This window comes from Erwinia sp. JH02 (genome assembly GCF_013074405.1).
Taxonomy (GTDB): Bacteria; Pseudomonadota; Gammaproteobacteria; order Enterobacterales; family Enterobacteriaceae; genus Erwinia; species Erwinia rhapontici.
In genome coordinates, this window is sequence record NZ_JABANZ010000004.1 from 82,847 (window position 1) to 98,611 (window position 15,765).

Annotated in this window: 15 protein-coding genes; 8 read left to right on the top strand and 7 right to left on the bottom strand. The window is 50.1% G+C overall.

Annotated features, from left to right (window positions below; translation table 11 throughout):
* Window positions 1-207: 207 nt before the first annotated feature.
* The 3 genes from HHI26_RS12425 to HHI26_RS12435 all read right to left on the bottom strand — a co-directional run bounded on the left by HHI26_RS12425 (window position 208) and on the right by HHI26_RS12435 (window position 3,043).
* Window positions 208-858: a LysE family translocator gene (locus HHI26_RS12425; protein ID WP_167863847.1), complete on the bottom strand. Its 651-nt coding sequence runs from the start codon at window positions 856-858 to the stop codon at window positions 208-210.
* A gap of 82 nt (window positions 859-940) precedes the next feature.
* Complete coding sequence (locus tag HHI26_RS12430; RefSeq protein WP_205945488.1) at window positions 941-1,855, bottom strand: AraC family transcriptional regulator; 915 nt, start codon at window positions 1,853-1,855, stop codon at window positions 941-943.
* Window positions 1,856-1,945: 90 nt separating this feature from the next.
* Complete coding sequence (locus HHI26_RS12435) at window positions 1,946-3,043, bottom strand: alkene reductase (protein ID WP_133841647.1); 1,098 nt, start codon at window positions 3,041-3,043, stop codon at window positions 1,946-1,948.
* Between the two features lie 119 nt (window positions 3,044-3,162).
* Between HHI26_RS12435 and HHI26_RS12440 the strand changes: the two genes are divergently transcribed.
* Entirely contained in the window at window positions 3,163-4,098 is a 936-nt protein-coding gene (locus HHI26_RS12440; RefSeq protein WP_133841648.1) for a LysR family transcriptional regulator, read from the top strand.
* Here the strand turns inward: HHI26_RS12440 and HHI26_RS12445 are convergent.
* A complete protein-coding gene (locus HHI26_RS12445) occupies window positions 4,095-5,045 on the bottom strand; it encodes an alpha/beta hydrolase (protein WP_159336411.1) in 951 nt (316 codons plus the stop codon). The two genes, HHI26_RS12440 and HHI26_RS12445, sit on opposite strands and share 4 nt — an antisense overlap.
* A gap of 121 nt (window positions 5,046-5,166) precedes the next feature.
* Between HHI26_RS12445 and HHI26_RS12450 the strand changes: the two genes are divergently transcribed.
* Window positions 5,167-6,075, top strand: a complete 909-nt coding sequence (locus HHI26_RS12450; RefSeq protein ID WP_159336412.1) for a LysR family transcriptional regulator — start codon at window positions 5,167-5,169, stop codon at window positions 6,073-6,075.
* Here the strand turns inward: HHI26_RS12450 and HHI26_RS12455 are convergent.
* Window positions 6,026-6,598 (bottom strand): TetR/AcrR family transcriptional regulator, encoded by a 573-nt coding sequence (locus HHI26_RS12455; protein WP_171149196.1) that lies wholly within the window; start codon window positions 6,596-6,598, stop codon window positions 6,026-6,028. The two genes, HHI26_RS12450 and HHI26_RS12455, sit on opposite strands and share 50 nt — an antisense overlap.
* Window positions 6,599-6,731: 133 nt before the next feature.
* Here HHI26_RS12455 and HHI26_RS12460 point away from each other — a divergent pair, with 133 nt between their 5' ends.
* The 4 genes from HHI26_RS12460 to HHI26_RS12475 all read left to right on the top strand — a co-directional run bounded on the left by HHI26_RS12460 (window position 6,732) and on the right by HHI26_RS12475 (window position 10,855).
* The gene (locus HHI26_RS12460; protein WP_133841652.1) at window positions 6,732-7,823 is read left to right on the top strand and encodes an alkene reductase; all 1,092 of its coding nucleotides are present in this window, start codon (window positions 6,732-6,734) and stop codon (window positions 7,821-7,823) included.
* Window positions 7,824-7,897: 74 nt separating this feature from the next.
* Window positions 7,898-8,680, top strand: coding sequence for an SDR family oxidoreductase (locus tag HHI26_RS12465; protein WP_133841653.1), 783 nt, complete (start codon window positions 7,898-7,900; stop codon window positions 8,678-8,680).
* 20 nt (window positions 8,681-8,700) lie between these two features.
* On the top strand, window positions 8,701-9,519 hold the full coding sequence (locus HHI26_RS12470; protein ID WP_133841654.1) for an oxidoreductase: 819 nt from the start codon (window positions 8,701-8,703) through the stop codon (window positions 9,517-9,519).
* 421 nt (window positions 9,520-9,940) lie between these two features.
* A complete protein-coding gene (locus tag HHI26_RS12475) occupies window positions 9,941-10,855 on the top strand; it encodes a GGDEF domain-containing protein (protein ID WP_171149197.1) in 915 nt (304 codons plus the stop codon).
* A 67-nt stretch (window positions 10,856-10,922) separates the two neighbouring features.
* Here HHI26_RS12475 and HHI26_RS12480 read toward each other — a convergent pair whose 3' ends face one another.
* Complete coding sequence (locus HHI26_RS12480; protein WP_171149198.1) at window positions 10,923-12,725, bottom strand: alpha-glucosidase; 1,803 nt, start codon at window positions 12,723-12,725, stop codon at window positions 10,923-10,925.
* Window positions 12,726-13,168: 443 nt separating this feature from the next.
* Between HHI26_RS12480 and HHI26_RS12485 the strand changes: the two genes are divergently transcribed.
* Entirely contained in the window at window positions 13,169-13,441 is a 273-nt protein-coding gene (locus HHI26_RS12485) for a PTS transporter subunit EIIB (protein ID WP_171149199.1), read from the top strand.
* Here the strand turns inward: HHI26_RS12485 and HHI26_RS12490 are convergent.
* Window positions 13,438-14,373 (bottom strand): LysR family transcriptional regulator, encoded by a 936-nt coding sequence (locus tag HHI26_RS12490; protein WP_133841658.1) that lies wholly within the window; start codon window positions 14,371-14,373, stop codon window positions 13,438-13,440. The genes HHI26_RS12485 and HHI26_RS12490 overlap by 4 nt on opposite strands.
* 122 nt (window positions 14,374-14,495) lie before the next feature.
* On the opposite strand from HHI26_RS12490, the gene HHI26_RS12495 reads away from it, so the two are divergent.
* On the top strand, window positions 14,496-15,761 hold the full coding sequence (locus HHI26_RS12495) for an ABC transporter substrate-binding protein (RefSeq protein ID WP_159336420.1): 1,266 nt from the start codon (window positions 14,496-14,498) through the stop codon (window positions 15,759-15,761).
* Window positions 15,762-15,765: the final 4 nt, after the last annotated feature.

The following is a 15,765-nucleotide window of genomic DNA, read 5'->3' on the forward strand; positions in this document are numbered from 1 at the left end:
TGACAGAAGGGTTTATCATAGATGATAAAATCATTAAGGAATGGATACAAAGGCTTTGGAATGTGCCGGTTACAGCTCCGAACGGATAGGATAGACCTTAGTCCGCTTATCGCAGACCTGCTACCGGCCTCGATCTGCGCCGTGCCAGCAGCAGACGTGGATGCTGAGAAATAATACGGATGTCGGAAGCGGGGAGCACGCTGCTTTTCAAGCCAGTGCCATGACATTGACCACGGGGACACTCAGCGCCAGCCCAATCAGCATGACTCCGGAGATACGTTCCAGCCAGGGTAATGACTGCGAAAAGGATTGTAATACCAGACGATTACCAATGAAGATGGCTATCAGTAAATCCCACAGCAGCACAATACTAAACATCCACACACCATAGAAGACCTTCAAATTTGTCTCGGTATGAGATCCCTCAATCAGCGTGGCCAGGCTGACGTAAAACAGCGCATTTTTTGGATTGAGAATACCCGATAAAAAGCCCATGCCGAATACACGCCAGTGACTCAATACATCGGCAGATGCGGTGACACGCCCGGGTGCTTTGACATGATGTTCGGCGATAGTGCTCGTGCCTGCAAAACGGATGAAAAGTATACCGATGTACAGTAAGTAGGCACAGCCTGCAAGCTGAATGGCAATAAAGCTCATGCTGCCAGGGCGAAGAAGCGTAAGACCACTGAAAGCCGCGAAGATAAAAACACCGTTAGCGATCGCGATTCCCAGACAAGCCTTCGCTGCGTGACGCCAGCCAGCTTTAATTGAGGTTCGGGCAACCAGAAAAAAATCCGGGCCTGGCGACAGCAACGCCAAAAAATGCGCTGCGGCCACGATAAGAAATTGTTGCATCACGGTATCACCCTTTTAGAAAATATTTTTTAATAGGGTGCAGCCTTGAGACAGGATTGTATTGAATAAAATTGCATTTTACTCAGGCTCGATAGCAACCCGGCGTTACGCCAGCATAAGCCTTGAATACGCGCTGAAAATGGCTTTGATCGGCAAAACCCAGTCGATAAGCAATTTCTGTTATTTCATGGCCTGACTGTAGCCAGCGGCGTGCCTGATTAATACGCACATTGAGTTGGTAAGCATGTGGTGTCATTCCGGTGGCCGCGCGAAACTCCCTGATGAGTTGATAGCGACTCATGCCTGCAATATTTGCCAACGCGGCTAATGCCCACGGCTGCCGGTCAGTTTGCTGCAACACATCGATAACGTTTTTCAGCGCCAGCCTGACACCCGCTGATAACCCAGGAAATGTGTCTACCAGATTGATGCCACAGTCACAGTCGCCAATAAACTCTATTAACGCCGTATTTTTGTCTTCTGCACTGGCGTCTGAAAACAGGGTGGCATTCATTTCACAAAAGCGGCCATAGACCGCTTCATTATCAATGATTCGAATGTCTTTTTTACTGATGAATTCCCCTGAAATAGGGCTTATTTCAGCCATGACTTCATTTAACCATGCAGCATCCAGATACAACATCTGATAGCTCCAGGACTGATCGGGTAATGGATTACAGGCATGAACGCAGTTAGCGGGAATGAAAACCATCATTCCTGGCCGAAGAGCGCAAGGGCCCCCGGACGCTCCTGTAAATGTGCTACCGCCTGCATCCACTGCCCCTATTGAAAAGGTGGGGTGACTGTGTGGCTTATAACATGCACGGCTGTTACAGGCGCGACGACTTTCCACATAACCCGTAGTCGAATCACGCCAGAATTGTGCCTGGCTGGGGGGACTGACGTTATTGTAACCACAGTCGGGCAAATCCACAGAGAGTGGAGCGGGCCTGATGAGCATGTCTGATTTCATCCTGATGAACATTGACGTAAGCATGGCGTAAAGCCAGACACGTTGTCATCAATTAAAAAGAGAACCTGCGCGGGTGAGTCCTCATCTGGCACAGAGATATTACCGCGGGTTTACCTAATCCACGTGATACGAGGGATAATCTATATAACCTGCATCTCGCCCGGTGTAGAACGTATTCTTGTCAGGAACAGCCAACGGCCACTCGTTCTTCATGCGTGTAACGAGATCGGGATTGGCGATAAAAGGGCGTCCAAATGCGATCAAGTCGGCAAAACCTTCCCTGAGTGCCCGTTTTGCGCGCTCCGGTGTATAGCTGCCCGCGACGATGAGAGTTCCCTCGTAGGTCTCGCGAAACGTTGTCAGGAAGCCGGCAGGGAGGGCCTGAGCTCCCAGAGATTCCTGATCGCTCAAATGCACATAAGCAAGATGACGACGACGCAGTTCGATACCCAAGGCTAGCCAGGTCTCCTGCTCATCATCAAAGCCATGCATATCCTGCAGGCGACCAAAAGGTGCAATACGGATACCCGTCCGATGACTCCCGATGGCAGCAGAGACCGCATCCACCGTTTCCAGCGTGAATCGCAGGCGATTAGCAATATTACCGCCATAGCGGTCTGTTCTGTCGTTAAGTCCGCCATTGATAAATTGCTCAAAGAGGTAGCCGTTAGCAGCGTGGATCTCTACACCGTCAAATCCCGCCTCAATGGCATTTTTAGCCGCCTGAACGAAATCCTGCGTCACCCGCGGTACTTCATCCGTTGTTAATGCCCGAGGCTGGCTGTGAAATGCACGTACAGACTGATCGTTTTCCCCGGGAATGTGAGTTGTACAGCCTTCTGCAATACGTGAGACGGAACTGACCGGTGCCTGTCCATCAGGTTGGTGAGCAATGTGGGAAGAACGTCCCACGTGCCAAAGCTGAATGAATATTTTCCCGCCTTCCGCATGTACTGCCTCAGTGACCTTTTTCCAGCCCTCTATCTGTTCGTGAGTGTATATTCCCGGTGTGTAAGCTTGTCCACGACCTTCCATTGAAACAGGTGAACCTTCGGAAACAATCAAACCTGCTGTGGCGCGCTGACGATAGTAGGTGACCATACTGTCAGTGGGGACAAGATTGTAAGCCCGGGATCGGGTCATTGGTGCCATAACGACGCGATTACGAAGACTTATTCCATTCATTGTATAGATATTCAATAACTCGCTCATTCTGTCTCCTGAATGAATTTCATGGTAAAAAACTAGTGTCGAGGATCTTACCTTGATTTACAGGCCCTGATTACCTGGTCAAAAAAACCCTCAGTGTTGACATAAAGGAACCAATATCTGTGACGGCACAACTCAATGGCGTACAGGAATTTACTGAAGTGGTCAGAAAAGGCAGTTTCATCGCTGCAGCTGACGGTTTAGGCGTGACGCGTTCGGCACTCAGCAAAAGCATCAAGCGTCTGGAAACACGTCTGGGGGTTCGCTTACTCAACCGCAGTACGCGGAGCCTGTCGCTGACACCGGAAGGGGAGATCTATTTCAATAGCTGCAATGCTGCTCTGGAGATGATTTCAGATGCCGAAAGCAAAATCGAGGCGGGGACAGTGGAACCTTCCGGGCTGATGCGCCTGACGGTACCGGTGGCCTTTGGGCATCTTTTTATGATGCCTTTACTCAATATCATGGCGTTAAAATACCGCGCCCTGAATATCGAAGTTGATTTCAGCGATCGTGTTCGCGACCCGGCGACAGACGGCTTTGATCTGGCTCTGAGGCTTGGCCCTCTGCCTGACTCAGGCGACCTGGTAGCCACCCGACTGGGCGAGCAAAGGCTTATTATTTGCGCCTCTCCGGTCTATCTGGAACGAGCAGGCACCCCCATTGATCTTCATGGGCTTTCATCACACAACTGCATTTCAGGGTTGCCTTCAGATGGGCAAACTTACTGGTTAATCAGGGGTAAAGAGGGGCACGTTGTAAGGCATGTCGTATCCTCTGCTTATCGTTTCAATAATGGTCATGCCATGCTGGAGGCCGCCATTGCCGGATGTGGGGTGACGCAGTTGCCTGACTGGTTGTGCGGGGATGCCATTAAAAAGGGGCAGCTTCAAACAATTTTACCCGCATATCAGGCACCACCCACCCCCATTTCTGCAATGTGGCCCAGGACTCATGCGGTGCTTCCCAAAGTGAGAGTCTTACTTGAGGAACTTAAAAAAGAGTTGCCGACACGGTTAGCTAGCGCGCAGCGTTCATCTGCTGCGCCCGTTATTTAGTCAATCATCAATAATGATGACTTCGCTGCATCCCGCAAAGCCTGTTCAATAAAAGCGACTGAACTCTCAAGCGCCTGTACCGCTTCAGGCTGTAGCGTGGAGAAGAAATGCCAGGCGTGGAACATACCCGGCCAGACTTCCAGGTTTACGCGAACGCGGTTATCACCCAGATGAGTTGCAAGACGCATAGCGTCGCTCAGCATCAGTTCGTTCTCGCCAATCTGAATGAGCACCGGCGGCAGGCCCGTTACATCAGCAAATACCGGTGATGCCATTGGATGATTAGGCAATGCCTCGCCGAGGAACGTTCGCGCAAGAAAATCAAGACCCGCTTTGGTATTCAGAGGATCAAGGCCTTCTCTATTGGTCATAGAGACGCCAGTGTGCTCAAGGTTAGCCCAGGGTGAAATAGAAACACCGCCGGCTGGGAGTGGCAGACCCTTGTTGCGAGCAGCAACCATCACGGTGATAACCATCGCGCCGCCCGCAGACTCGCCGGCCAGCACAATTTTGCTGGCGTCAAAGCCTTGTTCAATCAACCACTCATACGCACGAACTGTATCGGTAACGGGCGTCGGGAAAGGATACTCTGGTGCCAGTCGGTAATCCGGCATGAACACCCGTGCTCCCAGCATGCTGGCGTAGTTGCCACCAATACCGTGATAGCCAGCCGGTTCGCCGACAATATAGGCCCCGCCGTGGATGTACATAACGATGGCCTCTGTTTTAAGAGTATCGGGAGTCACCAGCGTTCCCGGAACGCCCCCCATGTCGATCTCAGTAAAGCTGACACCGGCAGGTGCAGGATTTTTAGCCAGCATACGGGTATAGGCTTCACGCACCTCACTCATCGGCGTTACGGTATCCTCACCCGTAATAATTGGACCCAGACCGGCCAGGCTTTCTGACCACTCTTTTACGGCTTGCCTGGTTTGTTGATTCAACATTTTTATTCCTGTTTGTATTTGCGTTAAAAAAGAACAGGAACCTATAATATATAAACATTTGGGGAATGTGTTTCCCATATCAGGGTACGTTAACGCCCGTATTGGATGAGATAAATAAAGCATGGAGATCAACAGCATTGGTGATATCGCAGCGTTTGTCGCTGCGGTAAAAGCCGGGAGTTATACCCACGCAGCGAGTTCCCTTGGGCTTACTCGTTCTGCCATTGGCAAAAGTGTTGTCAGGCTCGAAACGCGTATGGGGGTGCGTTTACTGAACCGTACTACCCGAAGTCTGAGTCTCACCGATGAAGGGAGGGTCATGTTTGATCGTTGCCGACAGATACTGGATGACCTGGAGGAGGTCGATGCCACCATGGCCATGCGCAGGGTTAAGCCAACGGGGACTCTCAGGCTGAGTGCGCCGCTCTCTTTTGGGCAGCGACATATCCTTCCTGTTCTGGATATTTATCTGAAAAAGTGGCCAGAACTTCGTGCAGAAGTCTCCTTTAGCGACAGGTTTGTTGACCTGATAGAAGAAGGTTTTGATATTGCTATTCGCATAGGTGAACCTCGCGACGACTCACGCATTCTTACCCGAACGATTGCTTCGCAACATATTGTCACTTGTGCATCACCCGAGTACTTATCCTCACGAGGCGTTCCAGAAACACCCGCAGACTTAACCGGGCATGACACTATCTTTCTTCTGAGTGCAGAAAAGAGACGCAGCTGGCGGTTTGCGACTCCGGAAGGCACGTTTGTCTATGAAGGACCCGGTCGGCTGAACCTCGACAGTTCGGAAGCCATGCGGGCATCGGCTATTGCTGGATTTGGTCTCGTTCACTTGCCCACCTACTTGCTCGGAGAAGATTTGCGTAGCGGTAAGTTAATCCCTGTACTTGAGGAGTATCCTTTCCCCCCGGAACCCATTCGGATCATTTATCCCAGCAAACGCCATTTATCACCGCGAATCAGAGCCTTTATTGATCTGCTTGTGGAACGCTGGGAGCCAGGTTTACCCTGGGAATGAGAAGGCGAGTGCGGCATACATCCAGAATTTCATCAGCCAGAGCGGAATCATCCGGGCAGGCACGGGACAGCACCAGGGCGCCGACAAGATGCGCAATGGTGTCTATCAGCTCAGCGCGCGATCCATTTTCATTGCCTAAAACGGCCAGCTGACGTTCAATCCCGGCCGCAAATGTCGCCTTGATGGATTCAGACTGACGGGCCGTATCGGTGCCCAGCGCCGACATCACACATCCCTTTCCCATCTCATCGCGATGTTGTCGTGAGAGGTAGTATTCAATAAATTTTTCCCGGTTCACACCTGCCGTGCTTTCTGCCGATCGCGTGAAACCGCAGCTCATTGCCTCCGCCATCAGATCAGCCTTGGAACCAAAGTGCTTGTAGAACCCTCCGTGGGTTAAGCCTGCCGCTGACATCAGTTCCGCGACGCCCACGCCATCGTAACCGCGCTCACGAAAAAGTTCTGAGGCCGTTTCAACAATGCGTATTCGGTTTTCCCGAACCTGCTCTTTCGACACTTTCATGCTTTCTGCCCGTTTCAAAAATAGGAGGTAAGTATACATTGATGATGACCATAATCAAACCAGTTGACTTTATAGATTACGATCATCATCATTACATCAACACGTTGACCATCCACTGAGCAGGCGATTAAACATGACAAACCAGACACTATTTCAACCCTACGAGCTGGGGACCATCACCCTGGCCAACCATCTCGTGATGGCACCCCTGACGCGTAACCGGGCAGCAGCAGGGTTGGTACCCAGCGAACTGGCGGCGACCTACTACGCCCAGCGTGCCACCGCAGGATTACTGATTACCGAAGCCACGCAGATCTCAGCACAGGCACAGGGCTATCAGGATACGCCGGGCATCTATACGCAAGCGCAAATCGAAGGCTGGCGCAAAGTGACTGACGCGGTTCATGCCAAAGGTGGGCGAATTTTTGTACAGCTATGGCACGTAGGACGCATCTCGCATGTCGATTTACAGCCGGGTGGCGCTGCGCCGGTCGCACCGTCTGCTCTTCGTGCCGAGACGAAGACCTTTGTGAACAACGGTTTTGCTGATGTCTCTGAGCCACGTGCGCTCGAGTTACCAGAAATACAGGGGATTATCGACGATTTCAGAAAAGCATCGGCCAATGCCATTGCCGCCGGGTTTGATGGCGTAGAGATCCATGGCGCAAATGGTTATCTGCTGGAACAGTTCCTGAAAGACGGCGCTAATCAGCGTACCGATGAGTACGGCGGCTCTGTCGAGAATCGTGCGCGTCTGCTGTTAGAAGTGACGGCGGCCGTGAAAGAGGAGATCGGCGCTGATCGCACCGGCGTACGCATTTCACCGGTTTCACCTGCGAATGCGATTTCATGCAGCGATCCGCAGCCGCAATATGACTACGTTGCCGATCAACTCAATGCATTAGGCATCGTGTATCTCCATGTGGTTGAAGGCGCGACGGGTGGCCCGCGTGATGTATCGCCGTTCGATTACGGCTCCCTGCGCCGCCGCTTTAAAAACACCTGGATCGGCAACAACGGCTACGACCTGGCGCTGGCGTCCGCTCAACTTACGCAAGGCAAAGCCGATCTGTTCGCGTTTGGCCGCCCATTCATTTCTAACCCGGATCTGGTGGACAGGCTGAAAACGGGCGCACCTCTGGCCTCACTTAACCCTGACACGCTGTATGGCGGTGGCGCAGCGGGATATACCGATTACCCGTCGCTTGCTGAAACCAGCAAGTAAAGCGCCGATGTCCAGGTTCTACCCGGACCGCACATTGCGGATTCTGATTACACATTAATAAAGAAGATCACCTTATGACTAAAAATTCAGTTCTTATTACAGGCGCTTCGACGGGTATTGGTGCTGTTTATGCTGAGCGGTTCGCCCGCCGGGGACACAACCTTGTTCTGGTTGCACGCGACAAAGCAAGGTTAGAGACACTTGCCGATCGCCTGCGACAGGAAAATGGCATTTCTGTCGATGTGTTACCTGCGGACCTCACGCAAACGCGTGATTTAGCCGTGGTCGAAGCCCGCCTGCGTGAAGACACGCAGATTGGCATTCTGATCAATAACGCGGGTATCGCGCAGTCCGGCAGTTTTACAGAGCAGACGCCTGATTCGATAGAACGCCTTATCGCGCTTAACGTTACCGCCCTGACGAGACTGGCCAGTGCCGTGACACCACGGTTTGTGCAAGCGGGTGAAGGATCGATCGTCAACATCAGTTCTATCGTAGGCCTGGCCCCTGAATTTTCTATGTCGGTTTACGGCGCAACCAAAGCTTTTGTTCTTTTCCTGTCTCAGGGAATGAATGTCGAGCTGTCATCTCAGGGCATTTATGTCCAGGCGGTGCTCCCTGCCGGCACTTACACGGAAATCTGGGATCGTGCGGGGATCGACATCACTAATGCGTCAAAATTCATGGAAGTGGGCGAGTTAGTGGATGCCGCACTGGTGGGCTTTGATCGCCGTGAACTCGTCACCATCCCACCACTGCATCATGCTGCACGCTGGGACACCCTCGATGCCTCGCGTCAGGCTCTGCTTTCGGACATCAAACAAGATGAAGCCGCAGAGCGATATAAAACGCTTTAGTGAATAAGGTCCTGTTCAGCATGACAAAAAAACGTGTAGCACTGGTGACCGGCGCTTCCTCAGGTATCGGCGAAGCGTCGGCTCATAAACTGTTAGCCGCGGGTTATACGGTCTATGGTACGAGTCGGCGTGGCTCCCAGGCGGGAACGCATCCGTTTCCGTTATTAACGCTGGATGTGACGGACGACGCTTCTGTCGAGGCTGCCATTGAGGAATTGCTGCGTCTGGAGGGGCGAATCGATATTCTGGTGAACAATGCGGGCTTCGGAATTGCCCCGGCGGCGGCGGAAGAAAGTTCTGTCGAACAGGCCAGGCGCATTTTCGACACTAACTTTCTGGGCATCGTCAGGGTGACGCGGGCAGTGATCCCTCACATGCGCCGTCAGGGCAGTGGGCGGATCATTAACATCGGTTCAATACTGGGGATCGTTCCGTTGCCCTACGTGGCTCTGTATGCGGCCAGTAAGCATGCGGTCGAAGGGTATACGGGAGCACTGGATCATGAACTGCGCACGCAGGGTATCAGAGTGTCCGTCATCGAACCGGCCTATACGAAAACGCAGTTTGAAGCCAATAACATTGAGCCGGATGCGAAGCGTGAAGAGTATGATCTGATCCGGGCTAAACTTGCGAAAGTGGTGAGCAAAGCAATGGACGCAGCGGAAGGCCCGGAGGTTGTGGCTGACGTGGTGGTGAAAGCGGCTCAGGCGTTACGCCCGAAGGTGCGTTACACGGCGGGCGCGCTGGCAGGACAGTTGAATTTTATTCTCAGATTCGCGCCTGCGTCATTGTTGGATAAGGTCGTGCGCAAAAATCTTCAGCTTGATGCGAAAGAATAAAATGACATTTCTTAACGGGCTATTCTGACCTTTTTCCCGGTAGGGTAACGGTAGGGTAACAGTAGGGATGTCTTTCCCGTTCACCTCAATGCATTAAAATCATACAAAGGTTCGTGCAAAGTTATGAAAAACAAAAAGCCCGCTCAGGATTTCCTGAGCGGGCTTTTCTCATTCTTCCTCCGTTCAGGAGCGTGTTTATCATGCCGGAATTCTGTTGCTGAGTGCGGCAGGATTTTGGTACAGGGTAAAATTCAGGTAGCCAGTTGTTATGTTCCGAGAAGATCAGCACAATGTTTTCACGCAAACCAAAACAAGGAGATGACATGTTGTTATAACCGCCAGGGATAGGTAAATAATGAAATATTCAGGCATAAAATTTATATGAGAATGATTTTCATTTCAATATTTATCAGGGGTTAGTATGCCATTTGTGAAATATGAAGACGGACTTTTTACAAAAAATGAATCACTAAAAAATCTTTACATACCAATGCTATCCTCTCTGGTGTTATGTTTTTTTGTGGTGATTATTAATCTGGCCAGCTTTCCGGAAAAGAAAATTGGACATTCATGGATGGAAAATTCCGGCTGGATAGTGGACATCATTCAGTGGCTAATACTTAACTTTATCTTATGGAGTTTTAACCGTTTAACGGTTAACGCCAGCCTGCGCAGAGGCATTAATCTGGGCCTGCATATCTGGATCATCTCTGCTGCGTTTGATGTGATGGATGAATTTATCCAGCAGCCACGGTGGGTGGGGTATTATATTGAAGATGTCTTCAAGCTGGCAGGGATGCTCTGTGTTTCGATTGGCATCTATTTTATTGTGAGATATGTCAATGGCAAATATGCCGATATCAGCATTGATTCTTATCGTGACGAATTGACGAGCTTGCCAAACAGACGGTATTTCAGAAACATTCTTCTGGAGTTAAAAAACACAGATAATTATGTTTTTATCATTGATATCGACTTTTTTAAAAACATCAATGATAAATATGGACACGATATGGGTGATGAAGTCCTTAGGGAGTTCGGTAATCTGTTGAGTAGCCTGCATGACGGTAATGTTACCGCGTCTAGAATCGGCGGTGAAGAATTTGCCGTTATAGTGAAATTGCCATCACAACAGGACGCCAGCGTTGTGGCGGAAAAGATATTATCCCGAACCCGAGACTTAATCATCCGGGATGAAATACGCTTTACTGTCAGTATCGGCGCCGGTCACAAAAAAGAAGACGAAACGGTCGAGAATTTACTTAAACGCGTGGATGTCGCCCTGTATGAAGCGAAAAACCGGGGCAAGAACCGAATCGAATGGGCAGCAGAGTAAACCGGGTCGCCAGGCCTTTTTTGAGCCTGGAAGGGGCTACAAACGCTTGTAGCCCCACGAGGATCTTCTACGGATTAAGTTTATAAATGCCCGACTGCCAGGGTTCAAGACGGAGTTGCCTGTCATTTTTATTCACAATAGTGTGACTGTTGTTTTCAGTAATCACCTTATTGATGGATAAACCCCCAGGCAGGGTGTAGTGCATCACTTCTTCTTTAAAATTAATGACCACAAGATATTTTTCAGCGCCAAACGTTCGGGTGTAAGCATAGACTGAATTGTTGTCAGGATCTAAATCAATATAACTGCCGTAGGTTAAGGCAGGGATGTCGTGGCGAATGTTAATCAGCTTTCTATAATAGTTAAATACGGAATTTGGATTGTTAATCTGATCTGCGCTGTTGATTTCTTTATAATTGGGATTGATTTTTAGCCAGGGGGTTCCGCTGGTAAAGCCTGCGTTTTTGCTTCCATCCCACTGGAAGGGGGTTCTGCTGTTATCACGGCTGGTTTGGCGTACGTTTTGAAGGAATTCCTCAGCTTTCACTTTGCCTGTTTCAACGTAGTCTCGCCAAAAACCTTTCACCTCTACATCATCGAAATCATCGATTTTTTTAAAGGGATAATTGGTCATGCCGAGTTCTGAACCCTGGTAGATAAACGGCGTTGCACGCTGGGTCAGCGTCAATGTTGCCAGTGCTTTCGCCGCATGCTCGCGCCATTGTGGTCGATCATCACCAAAGTGAGAAACCGCGCGGGGATTGTCGTGATTGTCTAAGAAAAAGGCATTCCACCCATACTCTCCTGCCGTTTGGTCAACCTTATCGACAATTTTTCGGAACTGCGAAAGGGTCCAGTCTTTTCGCCGCCATCTTTCATCAGCATCACGATCGAGCCTGATCAGATCAAACGTAAACGCTATATTTAATTCATTTCTACGGCGATCGAAAAACTTAATCGATTTATCCAGAGGAACCCCAAATATTTCCCCCGCAGTGGCGATATCATAGTGGGATAATACTTCTCTGTTCATTTCATTCACGTAGTCGTGAATTTTAGGACCTTTAGTATATTCCTCGGCGAAATTTTTTAACTGCTGTTGGCTAAGGTCAGGGAAGTTCGGGATTTTTGAATAGGTGGCAACGGTATCAAAGCGTAAACCAGAAACGCCTTTATCTAACCAGAAGCGGAGCATGTCATACAGGTCTTGACGGACTTTGGGATTGTCCCAGTTGAGGTCGGGTTGCTGTTTGGCAAAGTAATGGAGGTAATACTGGCCTGATTTTTCGTCTTTTTCCCAGGCTGAGCCACCGAAGAAGGAGGGATAGTTATTGGGGGCATGGCCATCCTTACCGTCACGCCAGAAGTAATAGTCCCTGTAGGGGTTGTTCTTACCCGATTTGCTCTGAACAAACCAGGCATGCTGATCGCTGGTGTGGTTGATAACAATATCAATCATCAAACGCATATTGCGTTTCTTCATTTCTGAAATAAGACGGTCAAAGTCTTCCATCGTACCGTATTCTTTCATTATCTTACGGTAATCCCGGATGTCATAACCATTATCCGTATTGGGCGAATCGTAATGTGGATTGATCCAAATTGCATCAATACCCAGTTTCTTCAGATAGTCTAAATTCTCAATAATGCCATTGATATCCCCAATGCCATCCCCATTCGTATCTTTAAATGAGCGTGGATATACCTGATAAAAAACAGCCTGCTTCCACCATGTGGGCAGAGCATTTGATTGCTGAACGTTGAGCGTGGGGGCGGTATCTGGCCCGGCACTGCAGGCCTGATAGGATGTGGCAGAAAAAGTGGTTGCAAGAAAAATAGCGACAGCCGTTTTCAATCCTTGAGAGGACATAACATAATTCTCCTATGATTAATCCTAAAATATAGAGAGGTGATGAGTTATCACTTTAATATGTGTGGGGTAAAGTATTGAGATGGTAATGTCAAAAATAGACTTTTTGACTGATTTTTTATTAATTATTGCGAGTGTTTTTGTTTTTTTTAATTATGCGACTCTTGAGTGATCAAGTAAATGTGAAATAAAATTTACGTCGCTAAAAGGAATCATGTTCTCTATTTTTATTCAGAATGAGTGATATTAAGCTGAATCGATTTAGTTTCTTTTTCTCTCTGGGGGATAGTTCTGTTTTTTTTCATTGAAAAATATCCACCGCGCTATGCTGTTGAAGCGAGTTATAGATGGACTCTATATCTCTCGGCAATAAATCAATTTCACTTCGCCTGATGCCAACCCTATGCTACAGCGGAAAATATGAAAGGCTCTCAGGAGGAAATGTGGAAAAACAACAGCTCGCGGCGGGTGTGCTGAAGGCATTAGGGGGGGCGGATAATCTCGTTAAGCTGAGTTACTGCGCCAGTCGCATCAGGGTGACCATTCGTGACAACGCGTGCTTCGACAGGCACGCGTTAGAAGCGTTAGACGCGATTAAATCCGTGCTGGAAGTCGACACGGCTCAGCACAGCACTGAGTATCACCTGGTTGTCGGCCCGGGTAACTCCCGTTCGTTGTATGAGGCGCTGACGGGGTTAACCGATCACCGTCGTTAAACCAGCAGGTGGCGGATCGGCTCAAGATGCTGTTGCATCAGTTCCTGCATTTGCACCACGTGAGCCGTGTCCCTCTTCTCACGCATCAAATAAAAGCCGACGTTATAGCGTGGGCTGGGTTGCGTGGTTTGCAAGGGAACAATCTTATGGCGAGAAAAGTAGTCAGCCATGCATAACGGATAGCTCAACATCACGGCGTCCGACTCGTTGATCATATCGACTGCCGCCATCATGGAGTTAGTTGACCAGATCACCCTCTCTTCTAAATGCATGCGGTTTCTTGCCTGCCTTTTCGGTTGCATATCTTCCATCATATGCTGAAAGCGACCCTCATCCGGCGTCAACTCCACACAAGGATAGTCCTGCAGTTCAACCGGTTCGATAACTCTGTTGCTCAGCGGATGACCCTGCCGGACAAACAGGCTGTCAGTGACGCTAAACAGCGGCACAAAGCTGATCCCCGCCTTCGAATTCAGACCCTGAATTTCATGCCCGACAAACAGATCGATATCCCCCCCCAGTAACAGATCCATCAACCTGAGATGGTTTCCCTGGTCGATGTGAATATTGACGGTAGGGTGCAGCGTTCGGTAAGCGGTGAAGCTGTCGCGGATAAACAGATGCCACCAGGCATGCCCCGTGCCCATGCGCAGGCTTTGCACCTGACGTGCTTTGATAAACGCCAGTTTTGTCAGCGTATTTTCATAAATCCGCTGCATCATTTGCGCCTGCTCCAGCAAAAGGTCGCCATACTCGGTGGTCTTCACGCCCGTTGACGTGCGCTCCAGCAGCTGCACGCCCAGACTCTCTTCTAACTTCTTCATATTATGGGTAACGGTGGGCTGGCTAAGGCAAAGTTTGTTTGCAGCATGACTCACATTTTTGAACATCGCGACTTCAATAAACTGACGAAGAATTTTATCCACGATCACATATTCCCTTCATGCTATAGATTTTTTCTATAGCTTAGCGGTGAAAATCAATTTCCGTCAATGTCATGGTTTCGCTATTTTTTTTCCTATGACGATATTCTCGCCCCACCTGAGAACAAACTATGAGAAGAGTGATCCCGGAACTGGTGCTTGCCGTGCTGACCCTGACATCGGGTCTGGCTGCTGCAGATACCCTGCGCATGGAGTGCCCGCCAAGCAAGGAAGGCCGTCAATTTTGTCACTATATTAAGCAGAAGTTTGAGGCTCAAACGGGCCATACCCTGAAATTTATCGATCTTCCTCCTGCCTCCAATGAAAAACTGTCGTTGTTTCAGCAGCTGTTTGCCGCGAAAGACTCCGATGCCATTGATCTGTTTCAGGCGGATACCGTATGGATTGGCGTGCTGGACAAACATCTTCTCGATTTGACGGACAGCGTTAGCGATATCCGCCATGACTTTTTCCCCACCGCGATGCAAAACGATGTGGTCAATGGACGCGTGAAAGCGATTCCCGCCTATATGGATGCGGGAGCGTTGTTTTACCGCAAAGACTTACTGGCTAAATACGGCGAAAAGCCCCCGGTGACCTGGACAGAACTGACCCGCATTGCCACGCGCATTCAGCAGAGTGAACGCGAATCAGGGCATAAAAATTTCTGGGGAATGGTGTTTCAGGGCAAAGCCTATGAAGGGCTGACCTGTAACGCGCTGGAGTGGGTGGAGTCACAGAACGGCGGCAGTGTCATTGATTCTCAAGGCAATATTACCATCAACAACGCGCGCGCTGCACAAGCGCTGGATAGGGCCGCAGGGTGGATCGGTAAAATCGTCCCGCCTGGGGCGCTGGGCTATATGGAAGAGGAGTCGCGTTCGGTATTCCAAAACGGTGATGCCCTGTTTATGCGCAACTGGCCTTACGCCTATACGCTGGCAGAAGACCGCAGCAGCGCCATTCGTGGCAAGGTCGGCGTTATGCCGTTACCCGCCAGCGACGATGGCACATCGGTCAGCGCCATGGGCGGCTGGCACTGGGCGATCAGTGCGTATACCAAAAATCCACAGGCAGCCATTGCCCTGCTCAAGATCGTCAGCAGTGCCGAATCACAGAAGAAAACCCTGGCGCTGATGGGGTGGACTCCGTCACGCACCGCGCTGTATGACGATCCTGAGGTCCTGGCGCAGGCACCTTATCTGTCTGACTTCAAAAACATCTTCTTGCTGGCCAAACCGCGCCCCGCCACGCAGACCCGGCGGCAGTACGCGCAGGTCTCTAAAGCGATCTATAACGCCACCTACAACGTGTTGCGCGGTGACATTGATGGGGCAACCGCGGTGGCCGGATTACAGCAGCGGCTGGAGAGAATTAAAGCCAGAGGATGGCGTTGAACCC